This is a genomic window from Pedobacter folensis, from assembly GCF_056490665.1.
On sequence record NZ_JBWJIF010000004.1, the window covers coordinates 465,964 to 490,309 of the forward strand.

23 protein-coding genes are annotated in these 24,346 nt (G+C 38.4%); 14 read left to right on the top strand and 9 right to left on the bottom strand.

The window, feature by feature from the left end:
• Positions 1-2: 2 nt before the first annotated feature.
• Entirely contained in the window at positions 3-980 is a 978-nt protein-coding gene (locus AC04QZ_RS21635; protein WP_478359437.1) for a DUF4271 domain-containing protein, read from the bottom strand.
• A gap of 124 nt (positions 981-1,104) precedes the next feature.
• Between AC04QZ_RS21635 and AC04QZ_RS21640 the strand changes: the two genes are divergently transcribed.
• The 8 genes from AC04QZ_RS21640 (at position 1,105) to AC04QZ_RS21675 (ending at position 8,200) form a co-directional block, all read left to right on the top strand.
• The gene (locus AC04QZ_RS21640) at positions 1,105-1,332 is read left to right on the top strand and encodes a hypothetical protein (protein ID WP_478359438.1); all 228 of its coding nucleotides are present in this window, start codon (positions 1,105-1,107) and stop codon (positions 1,330-1,332) included.
• A 164-nt stretch (positions 1,333-1,496) separates the two neighbouring features.
• Positions 1,497-2,630 carry a radical SAM family heme chaperone HemW gene (gene hemW, locus AC04QZ_RS21645; RefSeq protein ID WP_478359439.1) on the top strand — a complete coding sequence of 378 codons (1,134 nt, stop codon included), beginning with the start codon at positions 1,497-1,499 and terminating at the stop codon, positions 2,628-2,630.
• A 93-nt stretch (positions 2,631-2,723) separates the two neighbouring features.
• Positions 2,724-3,506: an SDR family oxidoreductase gene (locus AC04QZ_RS21650; RefSeq protein ID WP_478359440.1), complete on the top strand. Its 783-nt coding sequence runs from the start codon at positions 2,724-2,726 to the stop codon at positions 3,504-3,506.
• Between the two features lie 315 nt (positions 3,507-3,821).
• Positions 3,822-4,373, top strand: coding sequence for a fasciclin domain-containing protein (locus AC04QZ_RS21655; RefSeq protein ID WP_478359441.1), 552 nt, complete (start codon positions 3,822-3,824; stop codon positions 4,371-4,373).
• Positions 4,374-4,713: 340 nt separating this feature from the next.
• Positions 4,714-5,595 carry a cupin-like domain-containing protein gene (locus AC04QZ_RS21660; RefSeq protein ID WP_478359442.1) on the top strand — a complete coding sequence of 294 codons (882 nt, stop codon included), beginning with the start codon at positions 4,714-4,716 and terminating at the stop codon, positions 5,593-5,595.
• A gap of 80 nt (positions 5,596-5,675) precedes the next feature.
• On the top strand, positions 5,676-6,461 hold the full coding sequence (locus tag AC04QZ_RS21665) for a DUF3050 domain-containing protein (RefSeq protein ID WP_478359443.1): 786 nt from the start codon (positions 5,676-5,678) through the stop codon (positions 6,459-6,461).
• A 130-nt stretch (positions 6,462-6,591) separates the two neighbouring features.
• The gene (locus AC04QZ_RS21670; RefSeq protein ID WP_029274179.1) at positions 6,592-7,470 is read left to right on the top strand and encodes a cupin-like domain-containing protein; all 879 of its coding nucleotides are present in this window, start codon (positions 6,592-6,594) and stop codon (positions 7,468-7,470) included.
• 115 nt (positions 7,471-7,585) lie between these two features.
• On the top strand, positions 7,586-8,200 hold the full coding sequence (locus tag AC04QZ_RS21675) for a sugar O-acetyltransferase (RefSeq protein ID WP_478359444.1): 615 nt from the start codon (positions 7,586-7,588) through the stop codon (positions 8,198-8,200).
• A 228-nt stretch (positions 8,201-8,428) separates the two neighbouring features.
• Here AC04QZ_RS21675 and AC04QZ_RS21680 read toward each other — a convergent pair whose 3' ends face one another.
• On the bottom strand, positions 8,429-8,854 hold the full coding sequence (locus tag AC04QZ_RS21680; RefSeq protein ID WP_478359445.1) for a YybH family protein: 426 nt from the start codon (positions 8,852-8,854) through the stop codon (positions 8,429-8,431).
• Positions 8,855-8,946: 92 nt separating this feature from the next.
• Between AC04QZ_RS21680 and AC04QZ_RS21685 the strand changes: the two genes are divergently transcribed.
• The 4 genes from AC04QZ_RS21685 (at position 8,947) to AC04QZ_RS21700 (ending at position 14,040) form a co-directional block, all read left to right on the top strand.
• Positions 8,947-9,825 (top strand): carbohydrate kinase family protein, encoded by an 879-nt coding sequence (locus tag AC04QZ_RS21685; protein WP_478359446.1) that lies wholly within the window; start codon positions 8,947-8,949, stop codon positions 9,823-9,825.
• A gap of 125 nt (positions 9,826-9,950) precedes the next feature.
• Positions 9,951-11,048 carry a vWA domain-containing protein gene (locus tag AC04QZ_RS21690; RefSeq protein WP_478359447.1) on the top strand — a complete coding sequence of 366 codons (1,098 nt, stop codon included), beginning with the start codon at positions 9,951-9,953 and terminating at the stop codon, positions 11,046-11,048.
• A gap of 158 nt (positions 11,049-11,206) precedes the next feature.
• On the top strand, positions 11,207-12,694 hold the full coding sequence (locus AC04QZ_RS21695; RefSeq protein ID WP_478359448.1) for a P-loop NTPase family protein: 1,488 nt from the start codon (positions 11,207-11,209) through the stop codon (positions 12,692-12,694).
• 89 nt (positions 12,695-12,783) lie between these two features.
• Complete coding sequence (locus tag AC04QZ_RS21700) at positions 12,784-14,040, top strand: metallophosphoesterase (protein ID WP_478359449.1); 1,257 nt, start codon at positions 12,784-12,786, stop codon at positions 14,038-14,040.
• 113 nt (positions 14,041-14,153) lie between these two features.
• Here AC04QZ_RS21700 and AC04QZ_RS21705 read toward each other — a convergent pair whose 3' ends face one another.
• The 3 genes from AC04QZ_RS21705 to AC04QZ_RS21715 all read right to left on the bottom strand — a co-directional run bounded on the left by AC04QZ_RS21705 (position 14,154) and on the right by AC04QZ_RS21715 (position 18,482).
• Entirely contained in the window at positions 14,154-14,843 is a 690-nt protein-coding gene (locus AC04QZ_RS21705) for a response regulator transcription factor (RefSeq protein WP_086547960.1), read from the bottom strand.
• 78 nt (positions 14,844-14,921) lie between these two features.
• On the bottom strand, positions 14,922-16,595 hold the full coding sequence (locus tag AC04QZ_RS21710; RefSeq protein WP_086547961.1) for a sensor histidine kinase: 1,674 nt from the start codon (positions 16,593-16,595) through the stop codon (positions 14,922-14,924).
• Between the two features lie 3 nt (positions 16,596-16,598).
• Positions 16,599-18,482 carry a S9 family peptidase gene (locus tag AC04QZ_RS21715; RefSeq protein ID WP_086547962.1) on the bottom strand — a complete coding sequence of 628 codons (1,884 nt, stop codon included), beginning with the start codon at positions 18,480-18,482 and terminating at the stop codon, positions 16,599-16,601.
• 228 nt (positions 18,483-18,710) lie between these two features.
• Here AC04QZ_RS21715 and AC04QZ_RS21720 point away from each other — a divergent pair, with 228 nt between their 5' ends.
• On the top strand, positions 18,711-20,534 hold the full coding sequence (locus AC04QZ_RS21720) for a tetratricopeptide repeat protein (RefSeq protein WP_478359450.1): 1,824 nt from the start codon (positions 18,711-18,713) through the stop codon (positions 20,532-20,534).
• Between the two features lie 150 nt (positions 20,535-20,684).
• On the opposite strand, the gene AC04QZ_RS21725 is transcribed toward AC04QZ_RS21720, so the two are convergent.
• Positions 20,685-21,242, bottom strand: coding sequence for a GNAT family N-acetyltransferase (locus AC04QZ_RS21725; RefSeq protein ID WP_478359451.1), 558 nt, complete (start codon positions 21,240-21,242; stop codon positions 20,685-20,687).
• A gap of 390 nt (positions 21,243-21,632) precedes the next feature.
• Between AC04QZ_RS21725 and AC04QZ_RS21730 the strand changes: the two genes are divergently transcribed.
• Entirely contained in the window at positions 21,633-21,944 is a 312-nt protein-coding gene (locus AC04QZ_RS21730; RefSeq protein WP_478359452.1) for a DUF4286 family protein, read from the top strand.
• 44 nt (positions 21,945-21,988) lie between these two features.
• Here AC04QZ_RS21730 and AC04QZ_RS21735 read toward each other — a convergent pair whose 3' ends face one another.
• The 3 genes from AC04QZ_RS21735 to dtd are packed head-to-tail and all read right to left on the bottom strand — an operon-like array spanning position 21,989 to position 24,341.
• Positions 21,989-22,318: a nucleotide pyrophosphohydrolase gene (locus AC04QZ_RS21735; RefSeq protein WP_025143974.1), complete on the bottom strand. Its 330-nt coding sequence runs from the start codon at positions 22,316-22,318 to the stop codon at positions 21,989-21,991.
• Positions 22,308-23,870, bottom strand: a complete 1,563-nt coding sequence (locus AC04QZ_RS21740) for a glycosyltransferase family 39 protein (RefSeq protein WP_478359453.1) — start codon at positions 23,868-23,870, stop codon at positions 22,308-22,310. Before AC04QZ_RS21740 ends, AC04QZ_RS21735 begins: the two co-directional genes overlap by 11 nt.
• An 18-nt stretch (positions 23,871-23,888) precedes the next feature.
• Positions 23,889-24,341, bottom strand: coding sequence for a D-aminoacyl-tRNA deacylase (gene dtd, locus AC04QZ_RS21745; RefSeq protein WP_478359454.1), 453 nt, complete (start codon positions 24,339-24,341; stop codon positions 23,889-23,891).
• Positions 24,342-24,346: the final 5 nt, after the last annotated feature.

Genomic DNA, 24,346 nt, shown 5'->3' on the forward strand with positions numbered 1-24,346 from the left:
TGCTACAGTCCTATCGTTTTAATTAGTATTAGGATAGGACATATTTCGAGGGCGCAAAAGTACAAAAATAAATGCATTCTAGAAAACTTATTATTAGAAAGTATCGTTATACCTGCCCGTAATAGTTGAAAAGCAAAAATAATGCCTAACAGCAAGAATGCCAACACGATATAAACCGCACCGTATTTAAGTGGTGATAGGGCAAAAGCAACAACTAAAGGGATAAACAGTAGAGATGCATTGAAGTAACTGAGGTACAAAATGGAGATGTATTCGCCCACTGGCTTCTGCACATTAAATAGGTAACCCAAAAAGCGCAAAAGAACCAGTTTAAGGGCATAAAAAACAATGATAGTAATCGATATACTAAAGAAAAACTTAAATCCGTCTTTAGCCTGATACATGTCATTCCACTGGGCAACCAGAAAAAAGAACATCCCAAAAACGAAACCAAACTGCACAAACAGTAACAAAAACGGCCACGAGCTAAACAGGTTATCTTCTTTATTGATATTGTTTAGAATCCGGTTACTAAAAAACGATTGCACAATGGCCGATAATTGTTTAGAAAAAGCATTTTTTAGAATCGCAAAAATAATGAGCATACCAAAAATAAATCCAAGCAAACCAACATTACCTTTTGGAATTTTTGTTCCCAATTGATAAGGATTTGCCTTTTTCTTTAAGTGCTGGTATTTCTTCTGCCAGGCCAGTAAATCGAGTTTAGGAAAAAGGTATTCCTTTTCGATGGTATCGAGCAGTGCCCCTTTATTGATTAAACTATCTGGCAGCACCCAGGTATGACGAACAAGCGAATCGGTTGAAAATTTCTGCCTGGCCAGTGTTGCCGAATCGGGACGATATCTTCTATACTGGTACTGATTTACCGTTACGCTATCTGTTTGAACAGGAATTTCTTGTGCTGCTCCAAAATGGGCAGAACATAAAAACGCGAACAAAATGAAAATGAATTTCGGCATGCTGTAAATCAAAACTTAAGGATGCAAAAGTAGCTGAATAATCATTGTTTACCTAAAGAAAATAAGTTGATTAATTAATAACTTTAGCAATAATGGAAAAACAGTACGGTATTTAATTTTAATAATGTCCAATTCAAAGAAGAAAATGCCAATATTCGGAATAACAACTGCAACTTCAGAAAAGTTAGATAAAAGACGATGGAACAAAACCTTTAGAAGAATCTCAAAAATCCTGATTATTAAACAGAAAGAGCTACCGCATAAAATTTCAGCTGTTACAAATGTTTGGGATGGAGATAAAGATGGAAAAAGATATATAAAAACTTACAGCAGCAAAGAAATGCGGAAGTAATTTCAATGAAGCCTCCTTGAGTAAAGCTATGACTTTACAAAAACAACAAGAAAGTAAATATATAGCTTTACTTTTTTATTGTTCTAAAGTTTATGCGTCCATTCAATCTACTTAACTCAATATTATGACAATAAAGAAAACCTAACTTCACTATCTTTGCAGCAATGTCTGGTATCTATATTCATATTCCTTTCTGCAAAAAGGCCTGTCACTATTGCGATTTTCATTTTAGCACTTCTCTAAAATATGCTGATGAAATGGTTGATGCGATCTGCAAAGAGATTAAAATGAAAAAAGATCGGATTAGCGGACAGGTGGGGAGTATTTATCTGGGCGGAGGAACACCTTCTATCCTGTCTCAGGCAGCATTACAAAAGATTTTCGATACGATTAACCATACCTTTTCAGTCGATTCAAATGCAGAAATTACGATCGAAACCAATCCGGATGATTTAACAGCGCAGAAATTAAAAGAACTGAAACAATTACCCGTTAACCGCTTTAGTGTGGGTATTCAATCTTTCTACGATGAAGATCTGACCTGGATGAACAGGGCGCACCAGGCAAAGGAAGCTGAAGACTGCATCAGAAGAAGTCAGGATGCCGGTTTTGAAAACCTAAGCCTCGATTTAATTTATGGTTATCCTTTGCTTACAGACCAAAAATGGCTGAACAATATCCAGAAAGCAATTGAGCTGGAGGTGCCACATATTTCGGCCTACGCGCTAACGGTAGAACCCCGTACAGCTTTAGCCCACGCCATCAAAAACAAAAAACAGACACCAGTAAGCGATAACCAAAGTGCTGCTCAGTTTGTAATTTTGATGGATAAACTGGTCGATGCCGGATTTGAACACTATGAAATTTCGAATTTTGCCAAACCAGATCATTATGCCGTGCATAACACCAATTACTGGAAGGGAATAGATTACATTGGTGTCGGCCCATCGGCACACGGCTTTAACGGCCAAAACCGTTATATGAATCCTGCCAATAATGCCTTGTACATGGAAACCTTAGGTCACAACAAGCTCCCTGAAATTGTTGAAGAATTGAGTTTAAACGATAGATTTAACGAATACATCATGACTTCGTTAAGAACCATGTGGGGAACTGATTTACAAAAAATAAATACCGATTTCGGGAAAGACTTTTTAGCAGAAACAAAACATAACCTTAAAAATTTTGAGGATAAAGATTGGCTGGTGATTGACGGAGATAAAATTTGTTTAAGTCAGAACGGAAAATTATTTGCCGATCATATTGCTTCAGAATTGTTTATTGTAGGAGACGAATGAGTGAATTGAAAATGATTGAATTAGAACATGAAGGATTTAAAAACAACATTCACTGATTCAAAACCCAATCATTCAGTATTTAATTAAAAAATTATGTCAAAAATTGTATGGATTACAGGCGCATCATCAGGTATTGGCGAGGCCCTGGTATATGAATATTTCAAAGGGGGTAACAAACTGATTATCTCAGGGAGAAATCGCGATGAGTTGTTCCGTGTAAAAGGAAACTGCCAAAACTCTTTTAATGTACATGTTCTCCCATTCGATTTGAGCGAAACGGCTACACTCGAAAACAAAGCGGCCGATGCCATCCGCATTTTTGGAAAAATAGATTTACTGATCAACAGCGGTGGCGTAAGTCAACGGAGTTTAGCACTCGAAACCAACCTGCAAACCGAACAGCAAATTATGGACACCAACTTCTGGGGAACGGTTGTTTTGAGCAAAGCGGTTTTGCCCTCGATGATAAGCAATGGTGGCGGACAACTGGTTATCATCAGTAGCCTTGTTGGGAAATTCGGCACGAAATTCCGCTCTAGCTATGCCGCATCAAAACATGCGTTACATGGTTATTTCGATTCGCTCCGATCGGAAGTTTACGACAAAAATATCGATATCACCATCATCTGTCCGGGCTTTATCAAAACAAATGTTACCTACAATGCACTTACCGGAGATGGCAACCCACTTAATATAATGGGTGATGCACATGAAAATGCCATGACACCTGCCGAATGTGCCAAACAAATTGTATTGGCTGTTAGCAACAAAAAAGAAGAGGTTTATATTGGTGGAAAAGAAACCAGAGCCGTGTTATTAAAACGCTTTTTTCCGAAGATTTTTTCTAAAAAGGTAAGAACCGCGAAGGTGAATTAGACTGGCGTTTTGCGGTGAGCGTTAAGCGTGACCAGCGATTTCCTGATGGCTTGTGGATCTGTCAAATCGTGAGTCTTGGCAAGAGCCCCCCTGTAAAATAAACCCGATTGAAGCGGTTTCGATTCTTCATCGAAAGTAGCAAAAAGCGGGAATGTAATTTCCGAAGAACCACTGCAGTACCTTTTCAAAATCAAAAAACAAAAATTAATCAATTAATAATCAATACATTAAACAATAAATTTTATTTCTAAAAACCAAGTATCTGTACACTGTCGTAAATGGAATCAAATAACAGAAACTTAAAAATTAGAAATAATGAAAAATTTAATCTTAACCGTATTTGCTGTAGTTACCATGGCATTTACCACACAAGTTTACGCTCAAAAAAATCCAATGGTTGGCGGTGCAGCCATGTATCCCACTAAAGACATTGTAGATAATGCTGTAAACTCAAAAGACCATACCACACTGGTAGCAGCAGTAAAAGCAGCAGGTTTAGTTGAAACTTTAAAAAGTGCTGGTCCGTTTACTGTTTTTGCACCAACAAACGCTGCATTTGATAAACTTCCTGCCGGAACGGTAGACAATCTGGTTAAACCAGAAAACAAAGCAACCTTAACTACGATTTTAACTTACCATGTTGTTGCCGGCAAAATGGACAGCAAAGCCATTGCAAAAGCCATTAAAGCTGGTGGTGGCAAAGCTGAACTTACAACCGTACAAGGTGGCAAACTTTGGGCCTGGATGGAAGGTAAAAAATTAGTTTTAAAAGATGAAAAAGGTGGAATGAGTACGGTAACCATTGCAGATGTTTATCAAAAAAATGGTGTGATCCACGTAGTGGATACCGTTTTAATGCCAAAATAAAATTGATATATCCTTTTAATCAGTATAAATTAATCAGTATAAAACGCCCTGGCTTTGGCCAGGGCGTTTTTGCTTTTATAAAAAATCATCTTTTAAAATCCGTCGTTATTTTTTCATCGTACATATATACACAACACTGGAAGATATCCTTATTAAAAACATACGTCCCGTGTGATTATAAAACTAACGTCCTTTCTTAAACGTAGGGGCGTTTTTTATTTATCACCAATATACTTTCTGACTTTTTTTGATGAATTGTCAGTTTTTTTTCAAGTTTTTCCATTTGTAATGTTTAGTGTTTTTTAACTATTTAATTTTGCTGTATTAATAGTTTTTTAACATGAAATTCAATTTATCTCCGATAGATGTAGTTGAAGACATATCTAAATCAGATTTCGAGCTGAACTACCTTAAACCACGTAAACCTTTGGTTATAAAAAATATGGCCAAAAAGTGGCCTGCATACCAGAAATGGACGATGGAATACATGAAAGCGGTGGTTGGCGATAAAACTGTTCCACTTTACGACAGTGCTAAAGCCGACCCTTCTAAACCTATAAATGCATCTGCTGCCGAAATGAAATTTGGCGATTATATAGATCTGATTAAAGAAACACCGACCGATCTCCGCATCTTTTTGTTCGATCCCATAAAGTTTGCGCCAAAACTACTCGAAGATTATATCGCCCCAAAAGATTTGATGGGTGGTTTTTTAGATAGCTATCCCAATATGTTCTTTGGCGGTAAAGGTTCGGTAACCTTTTTGCACTATGATATCGATTTAGCGCACATTTTCCACACACACTTTAATGGGCGAAAACATGTCATCTTATTCGATTACAAATGGAAAGAACGTTTATATCAGATTCCATACGCCACTTATGCCCTGGAAGATTACGATGTAGAAAATCCCGATTTTGATAAATTCCCTGCATTAAAAGGTGTTCAGGGTGTTGAAGCGTTTTTAGAACATGGCGATACCTTGTTTATGCCAACCGGTTACTGGCACTGGATGAAATACCTTGACGGATCTTTTTCTATTAGTTTAAGGGCATGGGATAAAAGCTGGGCCGTAAAAGCAAAAAGCTTGTATAACTTAACTTTACAGCGTAAATTTGACGACTTTATGAAAGCAAACTACCGCGAAAAGTACATGCAATGGAAAGAGGAACTTGCCGTTAAAAGAGCGAGCAGGGCACTGGAAAAGAATTTACCAAAATAAGCGAAAGAATAAAGACAACGATTAAATAGGATGATGAGGTTTGGACGCCAAACCCTTAACTCCCAACACAAAATTCAAACATGCATCCTAACATTATAAAAATCCAGGAAAGAATAGAGCCGCTTAGGCAGGAAATTATTAACCATAAAGTTTATTCGGCCATTAGTGAAATAGAAGATCTCCGGATTTTTATGGAACACCACATTTTTGCCGTGTGGGATTTTATGTCGCTACTTAAAGCTTTACAAATTAATTTAACCTGCACTACCCTACCTTGGTTCCCGGTGGGCGATCCGGTTACCCGTCAACTGATTAATGAAATAGTTGCAGGTGAAGAATCGGATGTGGATGCCTACGGAGCGATTAAGAGCCACTTTGAACTCTACCTGGATGCCATGGATCAATGTGGTGCCAATACAAAACCCATCAATATCTTTTTACAGGAACTAAAAAACGGAAAAAGCTTTAATGAGGCTTTCGAAATTGCTGAGGTACCTGCTACAGCAAAAGATTTTGTTAAGGCGACATTCGAAACCATTAATAGTGGAAAAACACACTTACAGGCAGCAAGTTTTACTTTTGGTCGCGAGGATTTAATTCCAAATATGTTTTTCAGTATGGTAAACGACCTGAACAGTACCCAGGCTGATAAAGTTTCGATCTTTAAATACTATTTAGAGCGCCATATCGAAGTAGATGGCGATCACCATAGCCATTTGGCGCTCTCGATGACAGAAAAGCTTTGTGACAAAGATGAAGCCTTTTGGGCGGAGGCAGAAGAAACCACAAAACAAGCCTTACAGAAAAGGATCGACCTTTGGGACGCTGCCTATGCCGAAATTGTTCAAAATAAAGTTGAGGCGTAATTTTATTAAATTGTTAAGTATTTACTAATTTTAGATTACGTGATTTTAGTCACATTTACCTGTTAACATCAATTTTGTAAAATAAAATTTACACATTTGTTGTTCGGCACAAATAACCGATTTTAAGCGCATGAGTTTCATTTTAAAACCTGTTGATATCGTTGAGAGCATCACTCCCGAAGATTTTAAGAAAAATTATCTGAAAACTAAACGTCCGTTAGTAATCAGGGGCCTAACTAAAGACTGGCCTGCCAGAGAAAAATGGACGACTGAATATTTAAAAGAAATTGGTGGTGAGCTTGAAGTTCCGCTTTACGACAACTCTAAAGCAGATCCATCAAAACCGATTAATGCGGCTACAGCACACATGAAATTTGGTGATTACCTTGACCTGATTAAACGTGAGCCAACGGAACTGCGTATATTCTTTTTTAACCTGTTTAAAAAAGTACCTAGTTTAATCAACGATGTAAAAATCCCTAAAGATTTAATGGGTGGTTTTATCGAAAGTATGCCTGCTATGTTTTTTGGCGGTTCTAACTCGGTAACCTTTTTACATTACGATATCGATTTACCACATATTTTCCATACGCATTTTGGCGGCAGAAAACACATTGTTCTTTTCGATAATAAATGGAAAGACAGGCTGTATTGCTTACCAAATGCAACTTATGCATTAGAAGATTACGATGTGGCCAACCCTGATTTCGAAAAATTCCCGGCACTGAATGGTGTAGAAGGTTACGAGGTTTTCTTAGAACATGGTGATACTTTATTTATGCCTACCGGAATGTGGCACTGGATGAAATATCTGGATGGCTCGTTCTCTTTAAGTTTAAGGGCCTGGGATCAATCGATTACCCGAAAAGTAGCGAGTGTTTGGAGTTTATTTACCCATGGCGCCATTGACAGTTTAATCAAAATGACTTTCAAAGAAAAATATGCCCACTGGAGAGAGAAAAAAGCAGTTAAAATTGCTGAAAGGGCTTTAGCTAAAGGCAGACCATAAAAAAGTATTGAAAAAGTAAAATACAGCGGGGCATCGGTTACGATAGCCCCGTTTTTGTTATTATTGCTTTCTGAATGCTTAAGATTAGCATAATTTAAAAAGATCAGATACCAAAATGGATACGAACATACTTAGCGAAAAAGAAAAAATGCTGGCTGGCAAAGCTTATCAGGCTGGCGGTGAAGAACTATCAAAAGAAAGATTAAAAGCACGTGAAATTGTTTTTGAATTTAATAACCTGGCACCGAAATTTATCAAACAACGGAAAGAATTATTAAAAAGGTTATTCGGAAAAACAGAAAGGATGTTTTATGTAGAGCCGCCATTTAGATGCGACTATGGTTACAATATAGAAATCGGCGATAACTTTTACGCAAATTTTAACCTGGTGATTCTGGATTGCGCTAAGGTACGCATCGGCAATAGTGTTTTTATTGCGCCGAACGTAGCCATTTATACCGCTGGCCACCCGATACATGCACATTTACGCGATCAGGAATATGAATGGGCGCAGGAAGTTACCATTGGCAACAGCGTTTGGATTGGTGGAAACGTGGTGATTAATCCGGGTGTTACCATTGGCTCAAACGTAGTCATCGGATCAGGTAGTGTGGTAACCAGAGATATTCCGGATAATGTTTTTGCAGCAGGAAACCCGTGTCGGGTAATTCGCCAGTTAACAGATGCGGATAAGGATTATTATTACAAAGATTTTAAGTTGGGGGAATAAATAATCGTCCCGATTTCCAATCGGGATGCATGAGAAGGGCGATTTTATCGCCATTAAATTTATTCTAGAGGCTGTATTATAAATCTAGTTTCATTAGAATTGTCACGTTGAGCCTGTTGAAACGCCTTATACAGGTTTGGCAGATCCTTCGACAAGCTCAGGATGACAATTCTATAAGCTTATTGTACTATGATTCCCAATCAAGCTAGGAATGAGAACCCGTTTATATTAGCTGCTATGATCAGCAACTACTTTCCATTCGCCCTTAATTTTTTTAATTAACAAGGTAAAATATCCTTTAAGTTCATCCTTTTCGCGTTTAACATTCCAACTGCCCAATACAAAAGCCAAATCAGGTTTTAAAAAATCGACCTTTTTAATGCCAAACACCAAAAATCCCATCGCCGATTTATCCGGATAGCCTTTTTTATAATTATCCAGCGTTTTTTGCCAGCCATAAGTTGGTCCGCTTTTACCTACAAAAAGTAAACTGTCTGATTTTTCATAACCTTGCATAAAGGCTTCAACATCACCTTTGTTCCAATCTGTACGTTGCTTTTCGAGTAAATTAAGTATGGCCTGTTTATCTTTCGCATTTTGCGCAAAAGCGCTAAAAGAAGCTAAAAACAATGCAATTACAAGTATTCTTTTCATGTTATCTGAGTTGAGGTAAAAATTAAAGATATGAAACAAATTATTTTGTTCCATGCGTAAAAATTCTTTATTTACACATCTATAAATCTTCTATGCAAAATAAAGTAATCACAATTGGCGAAATACTCTGGGATGTTTTCCCAGAGGGTAAAAAAGCAGGCGGCTCGAGCATGAATGTTGCCCTTAATTTACATAAACAAAGTATAGAGAGTAGTTTTATTAGTGCCGTTGGCGATGATGAAAATGGCAAGGAATTATTTAATTTTTTAGCCAGCAATCATTTTGCAACTGATTTGATTCAGGTAAACACCGAATTGCCAACCAGTACGGTGGTGGTACAGCTTGACGAAAACCATCAGGCTACTTATACCATTAAACAACCCGTGGCATGGGATGATATCAAAATTACCGACGAAAATATTGCTGCTGTTAAACAGGCAGATGCTTTGGTATATTGCAGCTTAACTTGTAGATCGGAACAATCTAAAAAAGCCATTCTGGCACTTTTAGAAAATGCCAAAACTAAAATATTCGACATCAACCTCCGCGCTCCGTTTTATACCAGGGAATTAATTGCTGAGCTTCTGACTAAAGCAGATATCTTAAAAATAAATGAAGATGAAATTTTATGGGTGAAAGAATCTTTTGGCTTGAGCGGTAATACAGACGAACAACTTTTAAAGCAGCTTTCCAGTCAGTTTAATATTGAAATCATCTGCCTTACACTTGGCGATAAAGGTGCCTGTGTTTTAAAAGACGGCAAACTGTTTAAACATGCAGGCTATAAAGTACAGGTAGCCGATACAGTTGGTGCTGGCGATGCCTTTTTAGCTACGTTTATTGCTTGCTATTTGCAAGGCTACCCAATGGAAACTACATTAGATAATGCCTGCAAAGTTGGCGCCTTTGTAGCCTCGCAAGCTGGCGCGAATCCTGAGTACAATAAAAAGATTTATCATATGGCGCTATAGGACCTTATAGGTTTTTGAAACCTATAAGGTCTCTTTTGCCTTTCTGCTTGTCTCCAAAAATGACACCGCGCTTAAATTAATGCAAAGCGAAACTTTTATCTTCGATAAATCGTTAATACAAGCACATGAGAGGTTTTCGTTTTTCTGATTATAAGCCGGGCGATGCGCCAAAGGGAGGGTTTGATGAGTTGCTGAAATTATTTAGCGAACTGCTGAATTATACGGCCGGAGATGCCGCAGAGGCTTTAAGCTGGTTGAACGAACTCGACAAGCAATATAAACTAACCAATAACGAATATGGTATTGGCAATTTTATCGACGAGCTGAAAGACAAGGGTTATCTGACAGAAGACAATCAATCTGGCGAGTTTAAAATTACGGCTAAAACCGAGCAGACAATCCGCAAATCGGCACTGGATGAAATTTTCGGGAAACTCAAAAAATCAGGCCGGGGAAATCACAACAGTAATCAATCAGGTGTTGGTGAAGAGAAAAATGCCGATAGACGCGAATATAGTTTTGGGGATAGTTTGGATCAGATTGATATGACTGCCTCTATTCACAATGCACAAATTAACCATGGTATTGGCGATTTCACTTTAACCGACCGCGATCTGGAAGTAGAGGAAAAGGATTTTAAAACCTTAACTTCTACCGTATTGATGATTGATATTTCGCACTCCATGATTTTATATGGCGAAGACCGGATTACGCCTGCCAAAAAAGTAGCCATGGCTTTGGCCGAGCTGATTAAAACGAAATATCCCAAAGATACTTTAGACATTGTGGTTTTCGGAAATGATGCCTGGCCAATTAGCGTGAAAGACCTGCCTTATTTACAGGTTGGCCCTTACCATACCAATACCTATGCAGGCTTAGAACTGGCTGCAGATTTACTCCGTCGCAGGAAAACGCATAATAAACAGATTTTCATGATTACCGACGGAAAACCAACCTGCTTAAAAGAAAATGGCAAATATTATAAAAACAGTATGGGTTTGGATAGGAAGGTGATTAATAAAACCTTAAACATGGCAGCTCAATGTAAGCGCCTGAAGATCCCGATTACGACATTTATGATTGCCAAAGACCCTTATCTGCAACAGTTTGTTCGTCAGTTTACCGAAATTAACGGCGGCAGGGCTTTTTATAGCTCCTTAAATGGTTTGGGCGAATACATTTTTGAAGATTACATTAAAAACAGACGTAAGACAGTTAAATAAGGTAGAGGGCAAAAAGGTGGAAGGTTTAAGGCAAAACCCAATGCCGTAAATACCTATCTAACAAGTCTAAGAAAACATTTTAAACAGGCGAAGATTTAATGGTTGAACGCTGTGCGCTGCAACCCTAAACCCTAAACCTTAAAACCGATTTTAAAAAGATGCAAAACACCACATTAGGCGAATTAAAAACCACAGGATATAAATCGAGATCTGTAAAAGAAGAGCTTAGGGAAAATCTGATTAAAGTGCTCCGCGATAAAAAAACCGAATTTGAAGGCATTATTGGCTATGATGAAACGGTGATTCCTGAATTGCAAACCGCCATTTTATCGCGCCACAATATTTTATTATTGGGATTACGTGGGCAGGCAAAAACACGTATTGCCCGTTTAATGGTAAACCTATTGGACGAATATGTACCATATGTTGCCGGAAGTGAGATTTTTGATGATCCATTGAACCCAATTTCATGGTATGCGAAAAACGAAATTGCCATAAAAGGCGATGATACCGAAATTGCCTGGTTACACCGCAGCGAAAGATATACCGAAAAACTGGCCACACCCGACGTTACTGTTGCCGATTTAATTGGCGATGTTGACCCGATTAAAGCCGCTACATTAAAATTAACCTATAATGACGAACGTGTAATCCACTTTGGTTTAATTCCGCGTGCACACCGCAGCATTTTCGTGATTAATGAACTGCCCGATTTACAGGCACGTATCCAGGTGGCCTTATTTAATATGTTGCAAGAAAAAGATATCCAGATCCGCGGTTTCAAACTGCGTTTGCCTCTGGATATCCAGTTTGTGTTTACCGCAAACCCTGAAGATTATACCAACCGTGGAAGCATTGTTACCCCTTTGAAAGATAGGATTGAAAGTCAGATTTTAACCCACTACCCTAAAACCATCGAAATTTCTCGTAAAATCACTTTTCAGGAGGCAAAACTAACGGAGGATCAAAAAGCCAATATTGAAGCTGATGGCCTGGTGAAAGACCTGATTGAACAGATTGCCTTCGAGGCGCGTAAAAGCGAATATATTGATCAAAAATCGGGTGTATCGGCAAGATTAACCATTTCGGCTTATGAGAATCTAATCAGCACAGCCGAAAGAAGAATGCTGATTGCTGGTGAGAAAAATACTTTTATCCGATTATCTGACCTGGCAGGAATTATCCCGGCAATAACCGGTAAAATTGAACTGGTTTACGAAGGTGAACTGGAGGGACCAGCCCACGTAGCCACCACCTTAATTGGCAAAGCGGTTAAAACTTTGTTTGCTCGTTACTTCCCTGATCCTGAAAAAGCGAAAAAAAGCAAAACGGCCAACCCTTATACCGAAGTAACCGAATGGTTTACCGAAGGTAATAATGTTGATGTTACCGATACTTTAACCAATGCACAGTATAAAAAAGCGTTGATGCTGGTGCCTGGCTTATACGATCTGGTCAAGAAGTTTCATCCTAAATTAAGCGAAAACCAAACTTTATTGTTAATGGAATTCGTGCTACATGGTTTAGCCGAATACTCGCAGCTGAGCAAAAACTTTTTAAATGGCGGCTTCGGTTTCGCTGATATGTTTGGCAGTTTATTTAACGCCGAATTTGATGAAGAAGAGGACGAAGACGATTTCAGATAATATTGAATTTCTCTAATTTGATTAGCTTTGACAAATTCTTTCTCTAGGAAGAATCTGTCGAAGCTTTTTATTTACAAACCCTAAACATAATGGGAAGACTACCTTTTATCATTGCCGCCTGCATTTTTATTATTGCATTTGATATTTATTGCTATAAGGCCATTATTGCTGTTTTTAAAAAATGGAAACCGACTACTAAAAAAATATTTGGTATTGTTTACTGGACATATAGCGCATTATTGATTATTGGTGTTTTCTGTGGCATTTACCTCAATCTTTTCCTTACGTTAAGGGCCATTATTTTGGTGGCTTTCTTTTTAACGGTAGCCTGTAAACTGGCGATGTTGCCTTTTCTGGTATTGGATGATTTACGCAGGTTATTCATTAAAATTTTTAGACGAAACAGAAAAAGTGAAGTTTCAACAGCACAAAGTACGGCAACTGTGGCAGAACCCATCTCACGTTCTGAATTTTTAGTTAAAGCCGGATTGGTGGCTGCGGCAGTACCCTTAACTTCACTGAGCTGGGGCATTATTTCCGGCGCATACGATTATCAGGTACGACGGGTAAATTTAATCCTGCCTAACTTACCCAAGGCTTTTGACGGGATTACCATGGGACAGGTTTCTGATATTCACTCCGGAAGTTTTTATAACAAAACAGCCGTAAAGGGCGGCGTAGAAATGCTGTTGGGCGAGAAACCCGATTTTGTCTTTTTTACCGGCGATTTGGTGAACAATCTGACCAACGAAGTGAGAGATTATCAGGATATATTTTCGAAAGTAAAAGCACCCCTCGGTGTATATTCATCACTAGGCAACCACGACTACGGTGATTATTATTTTGGCAAAGAATCTTCTCCTGCCAAGGTAAAAAACCTGAAAGATATGGTTGATGTGCATAAAATAATGGGTTACGACCTGCTCATGAACGAAAACCGCAGGTTAAAAGTAGACGGAGAAGAAATTGGGATTTTAGGGATCGAAAACTGGGGAATGGGCCGTTTCCCTAAATATGGAAAAATGGAGCAGGCGGTTCGAAATACGGATGATTTACCCGTTAAACTTTTACTGAGTCACGATCCTTCACACTGGCGTGGTGAGGTTTTGAAAAAATACCCGCAAATAGATGCCATGTTCAGTGGACATACCCACGGCATGCAGTTTGGCGTTCGTTTAAAAGAGTTTCAATGGAGCCCGGTGCAATACATTTATAAAGAATGGGCAGGTTTATACCAGGAGCAAAAGCAACAGCTTTACGTTAATGTAGGCTACGGCTTTTTAGGTTATCCGGGCAGGGTTGGCATTTTACCGGAGATCACAATATTTACCTTAAAGCGGGCATAGATATTAAAATTCGTCATTTCGACTGATTGCAAAGAAATGGAGAAATCTATAAAAGATAACTAAGTGAATCACTCATTAGATTTCTCCACTGCGGTCGAAATGACGACTATTATTTATCCCGCGTTAAAGCGATACCCTACACCCCTAACGGTTTGTAACAACTGCGGATTATCGGGATTCAATTCTATCTTCTTGCGTAAGCGCACAATGTGCATATCGAGCGTACGGGTATTTACATCAGAGTTGTAACCCCACACCACCAGCATTAATTCATCACGGTTGATTACCTTACCTGGGTTACGCAGGAAATAAAGCAGGATACGGTTTTCCAATATCGTTAACTCAATTTTCTTTCCATCCCTGAACAATGTGTGGATGTTCGGATGATGTTCCATATTACCAAAACGGTGAATTTCAGCGGTATCTTTATTCACGATAAATTTCACCTTGCTCTCCAACATCGCCACTAAAACATCCATGTTAAATGGTTTGGTGATATAATCAGATGCACCAAAGTTATAAGCGTCGATTTTATCTACATCCTGTGCTTTGGCAGTCATCATAATAATAAGGTTTTCGAAACCCTGCTTGCGCACATTCTCGCAAACTTCGGCGCCCTGTTTGCCCGGCATCATCCAATCCAATAAAACAATATCAGGCTGATCGGCCAAAATCATTCTTTCACCAGCTTCGCCATCATTTGCTTCAAGCACAGTATAACCTTCAGCCTTTAAACGGTGGGCCACAAGAAAGCGAAGATTTTCATCATCTTCTACGATTAATATTTTTACTTCTTTAGACATTTGTATGTGTTTTATACGGTTGTAATGTTGAAACGTTATAATGTTTGAAGATTAAGTCCAACTTTTAACTTTCCAATTTTAACTATTATAAGGCAGTACAATTTTAAATTCGGTACCACTTCCTACTTTACTTTTTACCGAGATTTCTCCCTCCATAAAGTTAACCAGTTCTTTGCAGAATGCCAAACCCAGGCCTACACTGCCCATCTGGTTATATTCATTCTGAATCCTGAAAAACTTCTTAAATATATTGTTTAATTCTGACGCTGCGATACCTATCCCTTTATCGGCAAAGCGGAAAACCAGTACCCCTTTGATCAGCTTTGCACTAATGTGTAATTTTTTCTGTTCTGGTTTCGAATATTTGTAGGCATTCTCTGCCAGATTATCGAATAAACTCCCCAATAATACCGGATCGGTAATAAAGGTTTTAAAGCCCACCACCTCATAGGTCATCTTAAAATCGGGATGCTTTAGTGTATGCGATTCGATGGTGCTCTCTATAAAGTCAACAATATTAACCTCTTCCTGGTTCAGCTTAATCGCCTTATTTTCGATCTGCGTAAAGGCCAGTAATTTGTTCATTAAACCATTCAATTTATCGGCTTCTTCATCCAGTATCTTGCCATAAAGCTGCTGTTCCCTTTGGCTCAATGCAGTAGCACTTTTAATATTGTTCCCTGCAATCTTGATCACACTGACGGGCGTTTTAAACTCGTGCGTAAGGTTATTCACAAAATCGTACTGCAACTTAAACATTTTACTATTGATGTTCAGGTTACGGTAAATTAAAAAAGCAACCAATAAAAGCACCCCATATACCAGCAAGAGCACCAGGGCAATTGGCATGAAGTAAATAAAAATTTCTTTCTTGATGTAAGATTTTGATGAAATGAGGTACAGCTTAAAATCAGAAAATGCACCAGGCAAGGCTATTTCAGTAGTAATATTTTCATCAGAAGTATCAATCGGATCGTAAGTTAAAGGTTCAATCCTGATGGTTTGGTACAACAAAGGTCTTGTATTAACGATCTTTATTTTATGCGCATCCAATTTAAAAACCATTACATCCTGTGGATAAACGGGAGCCGGGTTAAGCTTGCGCCTGATCATATCCTTATAAATCCTTAAATCCTCGCGACGGGGAATATTAAGGTAGGTGATTTTATTTTCGTTCGAGTTAACGATAGAAAAATTGGTAAACAGTTCTTCTTGTGTAGGTACCGATGCAGTATCGAGATCCTCAACAAAAGTGGCCAGTTTAATGGCTATTGCATTAAAATCGCTCCCTACATTAAAAGATCTGGTATCATCTTCGGAATACAATTTTACCGAATCAGGCTTTACGCCTTTACCAAACTGGAAAATAGATTTCGGCCCAATGCCCAGGTGGTTTGCATTAATCCCATCTTTTACAGGAACATTTTTCACCTCCGTATCGTAAAAAGTAACCTTCGAGATAAAAGGGTATTTTAACATCACGGTATCTACAAACTTCGCTGCTGTAGAAGAATCTAAAAAGCCACTGTAATAAGAAACTTCGGGCATTTTATTCTGAAAGAAATCGTTGTAAGGTTTAATACTTTGCTCGAGCACATTGACTTTTTCAGATACAAAATCGTTCTCAATCGATTTTTTGCTATAGTTAAACGCTAAAAAAAGCGATAGGATAAAAAGAATGGAAATGAGTACAATGAAGGTTACACCGAGGGAGAAATTTTTACGATAACCACTTTTTTTATCTAAGGCCATACCCTATTTCTTACCTAGATTTTCCTGTAAAAATTCTTCCAAAGCTTTATACAAAGCCGTTCTACTCTGCTGGCGGACAATCGGGTTTGGTCCCTCTTCCTTTTCGATATAGGTAACCTGAACATTTCGTTTTTTCAGTTCTTTAATAAACTGAACGCCTTCTGCTACATTAACACGCGGATCTTTAGGATTTTGTGCGATAAAAACAGGCGATTTAAAGCGATCGGCATGAAAAACAGGCGATGCAAACCGCATATAATCGGTATCGGTTACCGGATTGCCAACAATTTCATAATACATCTGCAGATTCGCTTTTAAAAACGGCGGAATGGTTTTCAGGTAACTAAACAAATTGATTACACCTGAATTTGATCCACCACATTTATAAAGATCGGGATTTTTATACAAACAATTTAATGCGATATAACCACCAAAACCATTGCCATAAATGGCGATTTTTTTAGGGTTGGCAATTTTTTTGGCAATTAACCATTTTACGCCATCATTAACATCTTCCTGGATTTTATCGCTCCACTGCTTGAAACCAGCCGCATAAAAAGATTTTCCATAACCGGTAGATCCACGATAGTTTACCTGCAAAACAGCATAACCGCGGTTAGCCAGGAACTGAACTTCTGCATTATAACCCCAGCTGTTTCTTCCTGCAGGGCCATTATGTGGCAAAACCACAACAGGTAAATTAACAGCCTTTTTATTTTTGGGTAAGGTTAAATAGCCGTTAATGGTTAAATGATCAGAACTTTTAAAACAGATGGGTTTCATGGCACTCATATCGCCCTGTTTAATAGATGGGCTAATATCAGTTAGTTTTTTAAGTTTATTCTCGCTAACCGTATATAGATAATAAGAGCCCGGATTTTTATCGGTAAATGTTCTTACCACAAAAACCTTGTCCATTTTATCTTTATCCATAATCTTCCATTCGGTGCCTGGCAAAAGCCGGTCTATTTTCGAATAGGTAATTTTGGTACTGTCGTCAAGGTAATATTTTTCTTTTTTCCAGGTTTCGCAGGTTACAAAAAGCATTTTCTTTTGTGGTCGCGAGTATTTGGCATCGACTACATTTAAGGTATCATTTGCAAAAAGCACCTGTTTTTCTTTACCGCTTTTTAAATCGAGTGCCACAAGTGCATTCTTATCCCTATTTACATTAGAAATAACATAGAGTATATTCGGTTGGTCTTCTGAAAAAGCAATTGGCTGTAAAGTGGTTTCGAAATTATTGGTAATTACCGGAGCAAAGGCCTGATTTTCGTTTTCGCGGTACATTAAGGTTTCATTCACCCCATCGCTCGCTACTGCAATTTTCAATACCCCTCTGTTATCCGTCATCCATTCGGTAATATTACCAGGGTTTTTGGCCGCAATATCCATCTTGCCATTCCGAACATTTAAGCGATAAACATCGAAAACAGTCGAATCGCGTTTGTTGGATGCAACAATAATATATTTATCATCAATTAACTGATCTTCTATTACCCTCAGCCTGTTTTTCTCGTTGGCACTCAGCTGAACCTGCTTACTTCCATCTTTATTGATAACGAAAATATCCGATTTACGCTCTTTAGATTCGTCTTCAGTATAATAAATCAACTCATTATTGCTGGTCCAGAAATGAAAACTGATATTCTTTCCATTCAAATGGGTTAACTGAACACTATTTCCAGTGGCCAGATCTTCCACAAAAAGATCAAGTTTTTTATCATGGAGTTTTAAATAAGAAAGACTTTTCCCGTCCGGAGAAATGCGATAATAGGCTTTATCCTGCGTTTTAAAAAAATCGTCCACAGGAATAGTATCATTGTCCGTGCCTTTACAAGCCCAAATCAATGCAACCATTAACAATAGAAAAATCTTTTTTAGCATAAATAAATCCTTTACGGGATGACAAAAATAAGTATCACAACAACTTAACCGCGATTTACACCAACAATGTTACTTATGCAATCAATAATAAGTCGTGGTTCAATTTAGTATTTATAAAATACCTACAAAATAAAATACAGGTAACATTTAAAATACGTTTAATATCAATTGGCGGTTTAGCTAAAGATGTATTAAAATGTTACATTTAAAACTTATAATTTAGGGTTTATGAACCGCTTGTTTTTCATCATATTCTTATTGCTATCGCTTGGGGCCAATGCACAGATTTTTCGTCCCAACCAACAGATTGCCCCTGATGAAAGTAGTCTGGCTATACAATACTACCAGGATGGAGATTATGAAAAGGCAGTTGTGCTACTGGAAAAACTCTATGCCATTCCCAATAACGAAGCCTATTTCGATATTTACTTTAATACATTGTTAAAACTGAAGCGTTATGATGTGGCAGAAAAAGTGGTTAAACGGGAAATCAAAAAAAATCCGCAGAACGATATTTATCCCATAGCATTAGGCAAACTTTATCAGGAGAAAGGCGATACGCAAAATTCAAATAAAATTTTCAGCGATGTGATCAGCAAACTTCCCAAAGATGAGTTTAAGATCAGAAATTTAGCCAATAGTTTTTACCGTTTTGAAAATTATGAGTTTGCTGTTCAAACCTTTAAACAGGGCCGGAAACTGTTGGGCAACGATCAGCTATTTGCCTTTGAGTTATTAAACATCTACCGTTTTAAAAAGGATAAACCCATGCTCATGCAGGAGTATCTTGATGCGCTTGGAACAATGCCGCAGCTTTTACCGCAGGCTGAAGCAGTACTGGCTTCTATTTTTGAAGATAAAAACGATTATCAAACCTTTCAGGCGGCCATTTTAAAAAAAGTGCAGAAAGAGCCCGATGCCGAAATTTATATCCAGTTACTTACCTGGAACTATATTCAGCAACAGGAATTTGACATGGCCCTGCGCCAGCTTATTGCCTACGATAAACGAACCAAAGCTGATGGAGGCACCTTATTTAATGCCATTTATACCTTTGTGGATAATGGTGCCTACGAAACTGCAATTAAAGCCTACGATTACTTGCTAACCAAAGGAAAGGATAACCAGTATTATCTTCCTTCGAAAATAGAAATGCTGAATACGAAGTATAACCTGCGTACCAATGGGAAATATACAGTAGCTGATCTTGATTTATTAGCGAAAGATTATCAGGCCTTGTTGGGCGAAAACGGCAAAAACAGGAACACCCTGTTCGCGATAAAAAAACTGGCAAATTTGCTGGCTTATTATTTAAATCAACCTGGCAGTGCAGAAAAAGAACTGGAAGAAGCGATAAAAATGCCTGGCATTAGCGATCAGGACTTAGGCCAGCTAAAACTCGATTTAGGCGACATTTATATTTTAACCAACCAGCCCTGGGAAGCTTTTTTGGTATACGAACAGGTGAGCAAACAGTTTGAAGGACAACCCGTGGGAAATGAGGCACGTTTCAGGAGTGCTAAACTTTCCTTTTATCAGGGTAATTTCGACTACAGCAATGGCCAATGCCTGGTTTTAAAGGCTGCAACCTCACAACTCATTGCAAACGATGCCCTGAACCTGAGTTTACTGATTAACGATAATATTCAAACCCCTGCAGATAGTAATGCGCTAAAAATGTATGCTGATGCCGAGATGCTTTTATTCAGGAACCTGCCCGAACGCGCCGTTAAAAAAATGGATAGTATTGCGATAGCCTTTCCACAAAATAGTTTGACCGATGCGATAATGATGAGCAAAGCAAAAATTTTCATCAAAGCCAACGATTTCCAAAAAGCCGCCGATATCCTGAAAAAAGTAACTGAGGATTTTAAAGATGGTATCTGGACAGACGATGCCCTTTTTACCTTGGGTGATCTTTATGAAAAGAAATTAAACGACATCGCGCAGGCCAAAATTTATTTCCAGAAGTTAATTACCGATTACCCGGGCAGCATGTTTAGTGCCGAAGCCAGAAAAAGGTTTAGAAACTTACGCGGAGATGGAGTTTAATTGGTTCAATGATTCATTAGTCATTAGTTCATTCCTAATGGTTAATCGGTTAATTTTTTTAATCGGTTAACTGAAAACTACCAACTGAAAACTGGTAACTGGTAACTGGTTAATTGACGCCAAACGCCTATCGCTAAACGCCAAACCAATCTATTCTTTCCAATCCCAAACTACTACGTTCCATTCCACCTCACTGCTATCTGTATAGGTATAAATTACTTCGAAACCGATACGTTTATGTGCATTCATCGAGCGTAAATTGACACTGGCAATTTCGGTGATGGCGAAATCGTATTTAGGTTTAAAATAGTCTTTATAAGCATGATAACATTGATCGAATAAACCTTTACCACGATAAGCCTGACTAACGCAAACCTGTCCTACCACAATGTATGAATAAGCAGAAACGGGTTTACCCTGATATTGAATATGATCGAAACTTTCGTACATTTCGGTCAGCCTGGGAATATCATTTTTAGATTGCTCGGTCATTCCGAGTACATAAGCGGCAATTAAGTCCCCATCTTTCGCAATAATGTTGGGCTCATATTGATGCATTTTCGCTAAATCATCAAGCGAATGCGAAACGGTAACAAAACCCTGTTCTTTTATGTGTTCAGGAGTGAGGTCTTTTTTAAGGTTTTGTTTTTGAAGTTCGAGAATCCCTTCAAGCTCTTTAGTAGTAGATGAATTGGTGATGGTAATCATTTCTGAATGGCAGATGACTTAGGCATCCAATGCAATAATAGTTAAGGTTAACAACAAAATGAAGCAAATCGTGGCTAAAATCAAAATCCTTGCCCCGTGTTGTCTATCAGTTAGTGAATAAGAAAAACACTTTTCACCCGTACTTAGTGTTCTTTTTTTCTTCATTAAATCCCAACCAATAACCAGCCCTAGAATACCGCCGAAAATTGCAGTTAGGTAACCAGTATAAATGTAATTGCGTGTTGAGTTATCTATTTTTTGAGAGCTATTACTTCGTATCATGCTTAAAAACAATGGGAATTGGCAAATTTAAACGATTCACATCACTTTAAAGAATAAAATCCATCTTCATCAATTTTTTAGCATTTATATATTATCTACCTTTGTGCCATGTTTTTATATAATGTTACGCTCATCTTAGATGATGCAGCAGCTGAAGAATGGTTACAGTGGATGCAGGAAATCCATATCCCACAGGTTATGGCTACGGGAATGTTTGTTTCTAACCGTTTATTAAAGGTGGTAGATTCGCCGAATGAAGGCGTAACCTATTGCGCACAATATGTTGCTGAAACATTAGAGAACTATAATCAATACCAGGAAGTATTTGCACCTGCTTTACAGGCTGAACTAAACGAAAGATACAAAAACCGCTTTGTGGCGTACAGAACTTTGATGGAGTTTGTACCCCCAACCCCCTAGAGGGGGCTTACAGCCCAAGAAATATAAAGTCCCCTTTAGGGGATTTAGGGGTTAAGCTTCTCGTTATTTTTATGCCTGTCTGCATCGCGGATGCTCTTTTTCTCCAGATTTTTCTCTAAAGCATCGGTAAGGTTTATGCCCGTTTGATTAGCCAGACAGATCAAAACAAACATTACATCAGCCATTTCATCGGCAAGGTTTACCTCTTCATCGCTTTTTTTAAACGACTGTTCGCCGTATTTACGGGCCATGATACGGGCAACTTCTCCAACTTCTTCCATCAGAATGGCGGTATTGGTCAGTTCGTTAAAATAACGGATGCCTGTAGTTTTAATCCAACGGTCTACGGTTTCCTGTGCTTCGTTAATGGTCATGTTTTTCTTCTTCTATTTCTGAATTGATTCTACTGTTAATATCGATATGGGCATCTTCGAGTAAAAAGACACTTGCGCCTTTTTCTCTGGCATATGGCGTAGTTACTTCGCCTATTTTGGTAATCTTCCCAAAAAACGGCTGTTCTTTTTTACGCTGAGGATCTTCTTCACCTGGCTCTCTAATTAAAATTAAATGTTTAATCGGTTTATCCATTTTAAACCAGTACAAATAATCGGCGTTGTAAGCTACAGCGTTGATATTTTTAAACTTCGAGTAGTAATTGATGGCCCCAGCCTCTCCGTAATTATCAGCCCGAACCAGCAAAGCTGATTTATCTTTAACCCTGGCATAGGCTAGATCAGTTAAGGCAGCCATTTCTTTCCAGCCCTGCATATCGGCAAAATCCTGCGGCAAATCGTGCTGTAAACCGTCTTCCCAACGCAGCATGCCTATTTTAGCAAATTTATCGTGTTTGGCTATAATCTGCTCCGGACTTAAAACCGGATAGGCAAATTTCATCGTAATGCTAAACAGTGCAATGGGGAAAACAATCATCAATACTTTCAGATATTTTTTCCAACCCTTATGAAGAACAAGGCTAAAATATGCACATCCTGCTGCAATAATAACAGGGTACAAACCAGCAGCATAATATCCTTTTGCCCTAAACCAGGTAAACAAAGCTAGGGAAATTATAAAGCCAAAAATTACCCAACGGAAAGCTGCAAAAGGTTTATAAAACAGTAACGCGATAATTCCGGTCAAAACAATAAAAATAACATTAAAGTAGTAGAGCAACTGATCTTTCAGAAAATCGATCCGGTTAATTTTATCCAACTGTGTTGCAGCCAATTCTTTCATATGGCCAACAACCGGAAAATGGTGCGTGTATTGCCAGATGAGGTTAGGCAGCATGATGAACAAGGCCAGCAAGGCCGCAAAATAAAGATGTTTATTCCTGAAAACCGCTCGTTGCTTCGAGATCAGCAAAGCTGGAATTAAACCCGCAGCCAAAAACACAATACTGTATTTGTTTAAAAACCCTAGCCCTAGTGCAATGGCTAGGAAATAAAGAAATCTATTTTCTTTCGTATCAAAAAACCTGATCAGGAAGAAATAAACAGCTGTCCAGCATAAAATATCGAATGCATTAGGCTGAAAAAGTAAGTCTAAGCGCCCAATAGCACAACAAATTAAGGCAATGGCCGACAAGGCTTTCGCGTATAAATTGCCTTTTAAGGCTTCCACAATTTTCCAGGTAAACACCAGGGTTGCCGCGCCGATGCCGGCTGATACCAAACGGACTACCGCCTCACTACTACCCAATAATTTAATAATCACCGCAAATATGGAAGTTACCGGTGGTACAGACTGAAATCCCCAGGCCAAATGATGGGCCTGATCTAAGTGCAAAAACTCATCACGGTGTAAGCTATAAGCCGCATTGACCAATAAGAAAGGTAAAATCAGTTTTAAAATAACGAAAAAAACAAGAACGCCTAAATCTACCAGAGCAGACTTCGACTTTCTATGATTCATCTTATTTTCCATACCTGTGCGATTTTGAAGCTATTCTTTATTCTTCGTATCAATCAATATCGTAACCGGACCGTCGTTTAATAAAGCGATTTTCATATCGGCCCCAAAAATCCCTGTTTTTACTTTTTTGCCTAACAATCCGGATAATTTCTCGATCATTTTCTCATACAGCGGAATGGCGATGTCTGGTCGTGCAGCCCTCGTAAAACCCGGACGGTTCCCTTTTTTTGTTGAGGCGAATAATGTAAACTGGCTAATCAGCAGGATGTCGCCACCAACATCGGCGAGTGCTTTATTCATCAATCCGTTTTCATCTCCAAAAACACGCATACCGATAATTTTCTGCGCCAGCCAATCCAAATCCTCTAAAGTATCGGCATCTTCTATACCCAACAACACTAAAAATCCGGTTTCAATTGCTCCTGTTACCACGCCATCAACCGTGCAACTTGCCTGTGTAACTCTTTGTAAAACTGCTCGCATTTTAT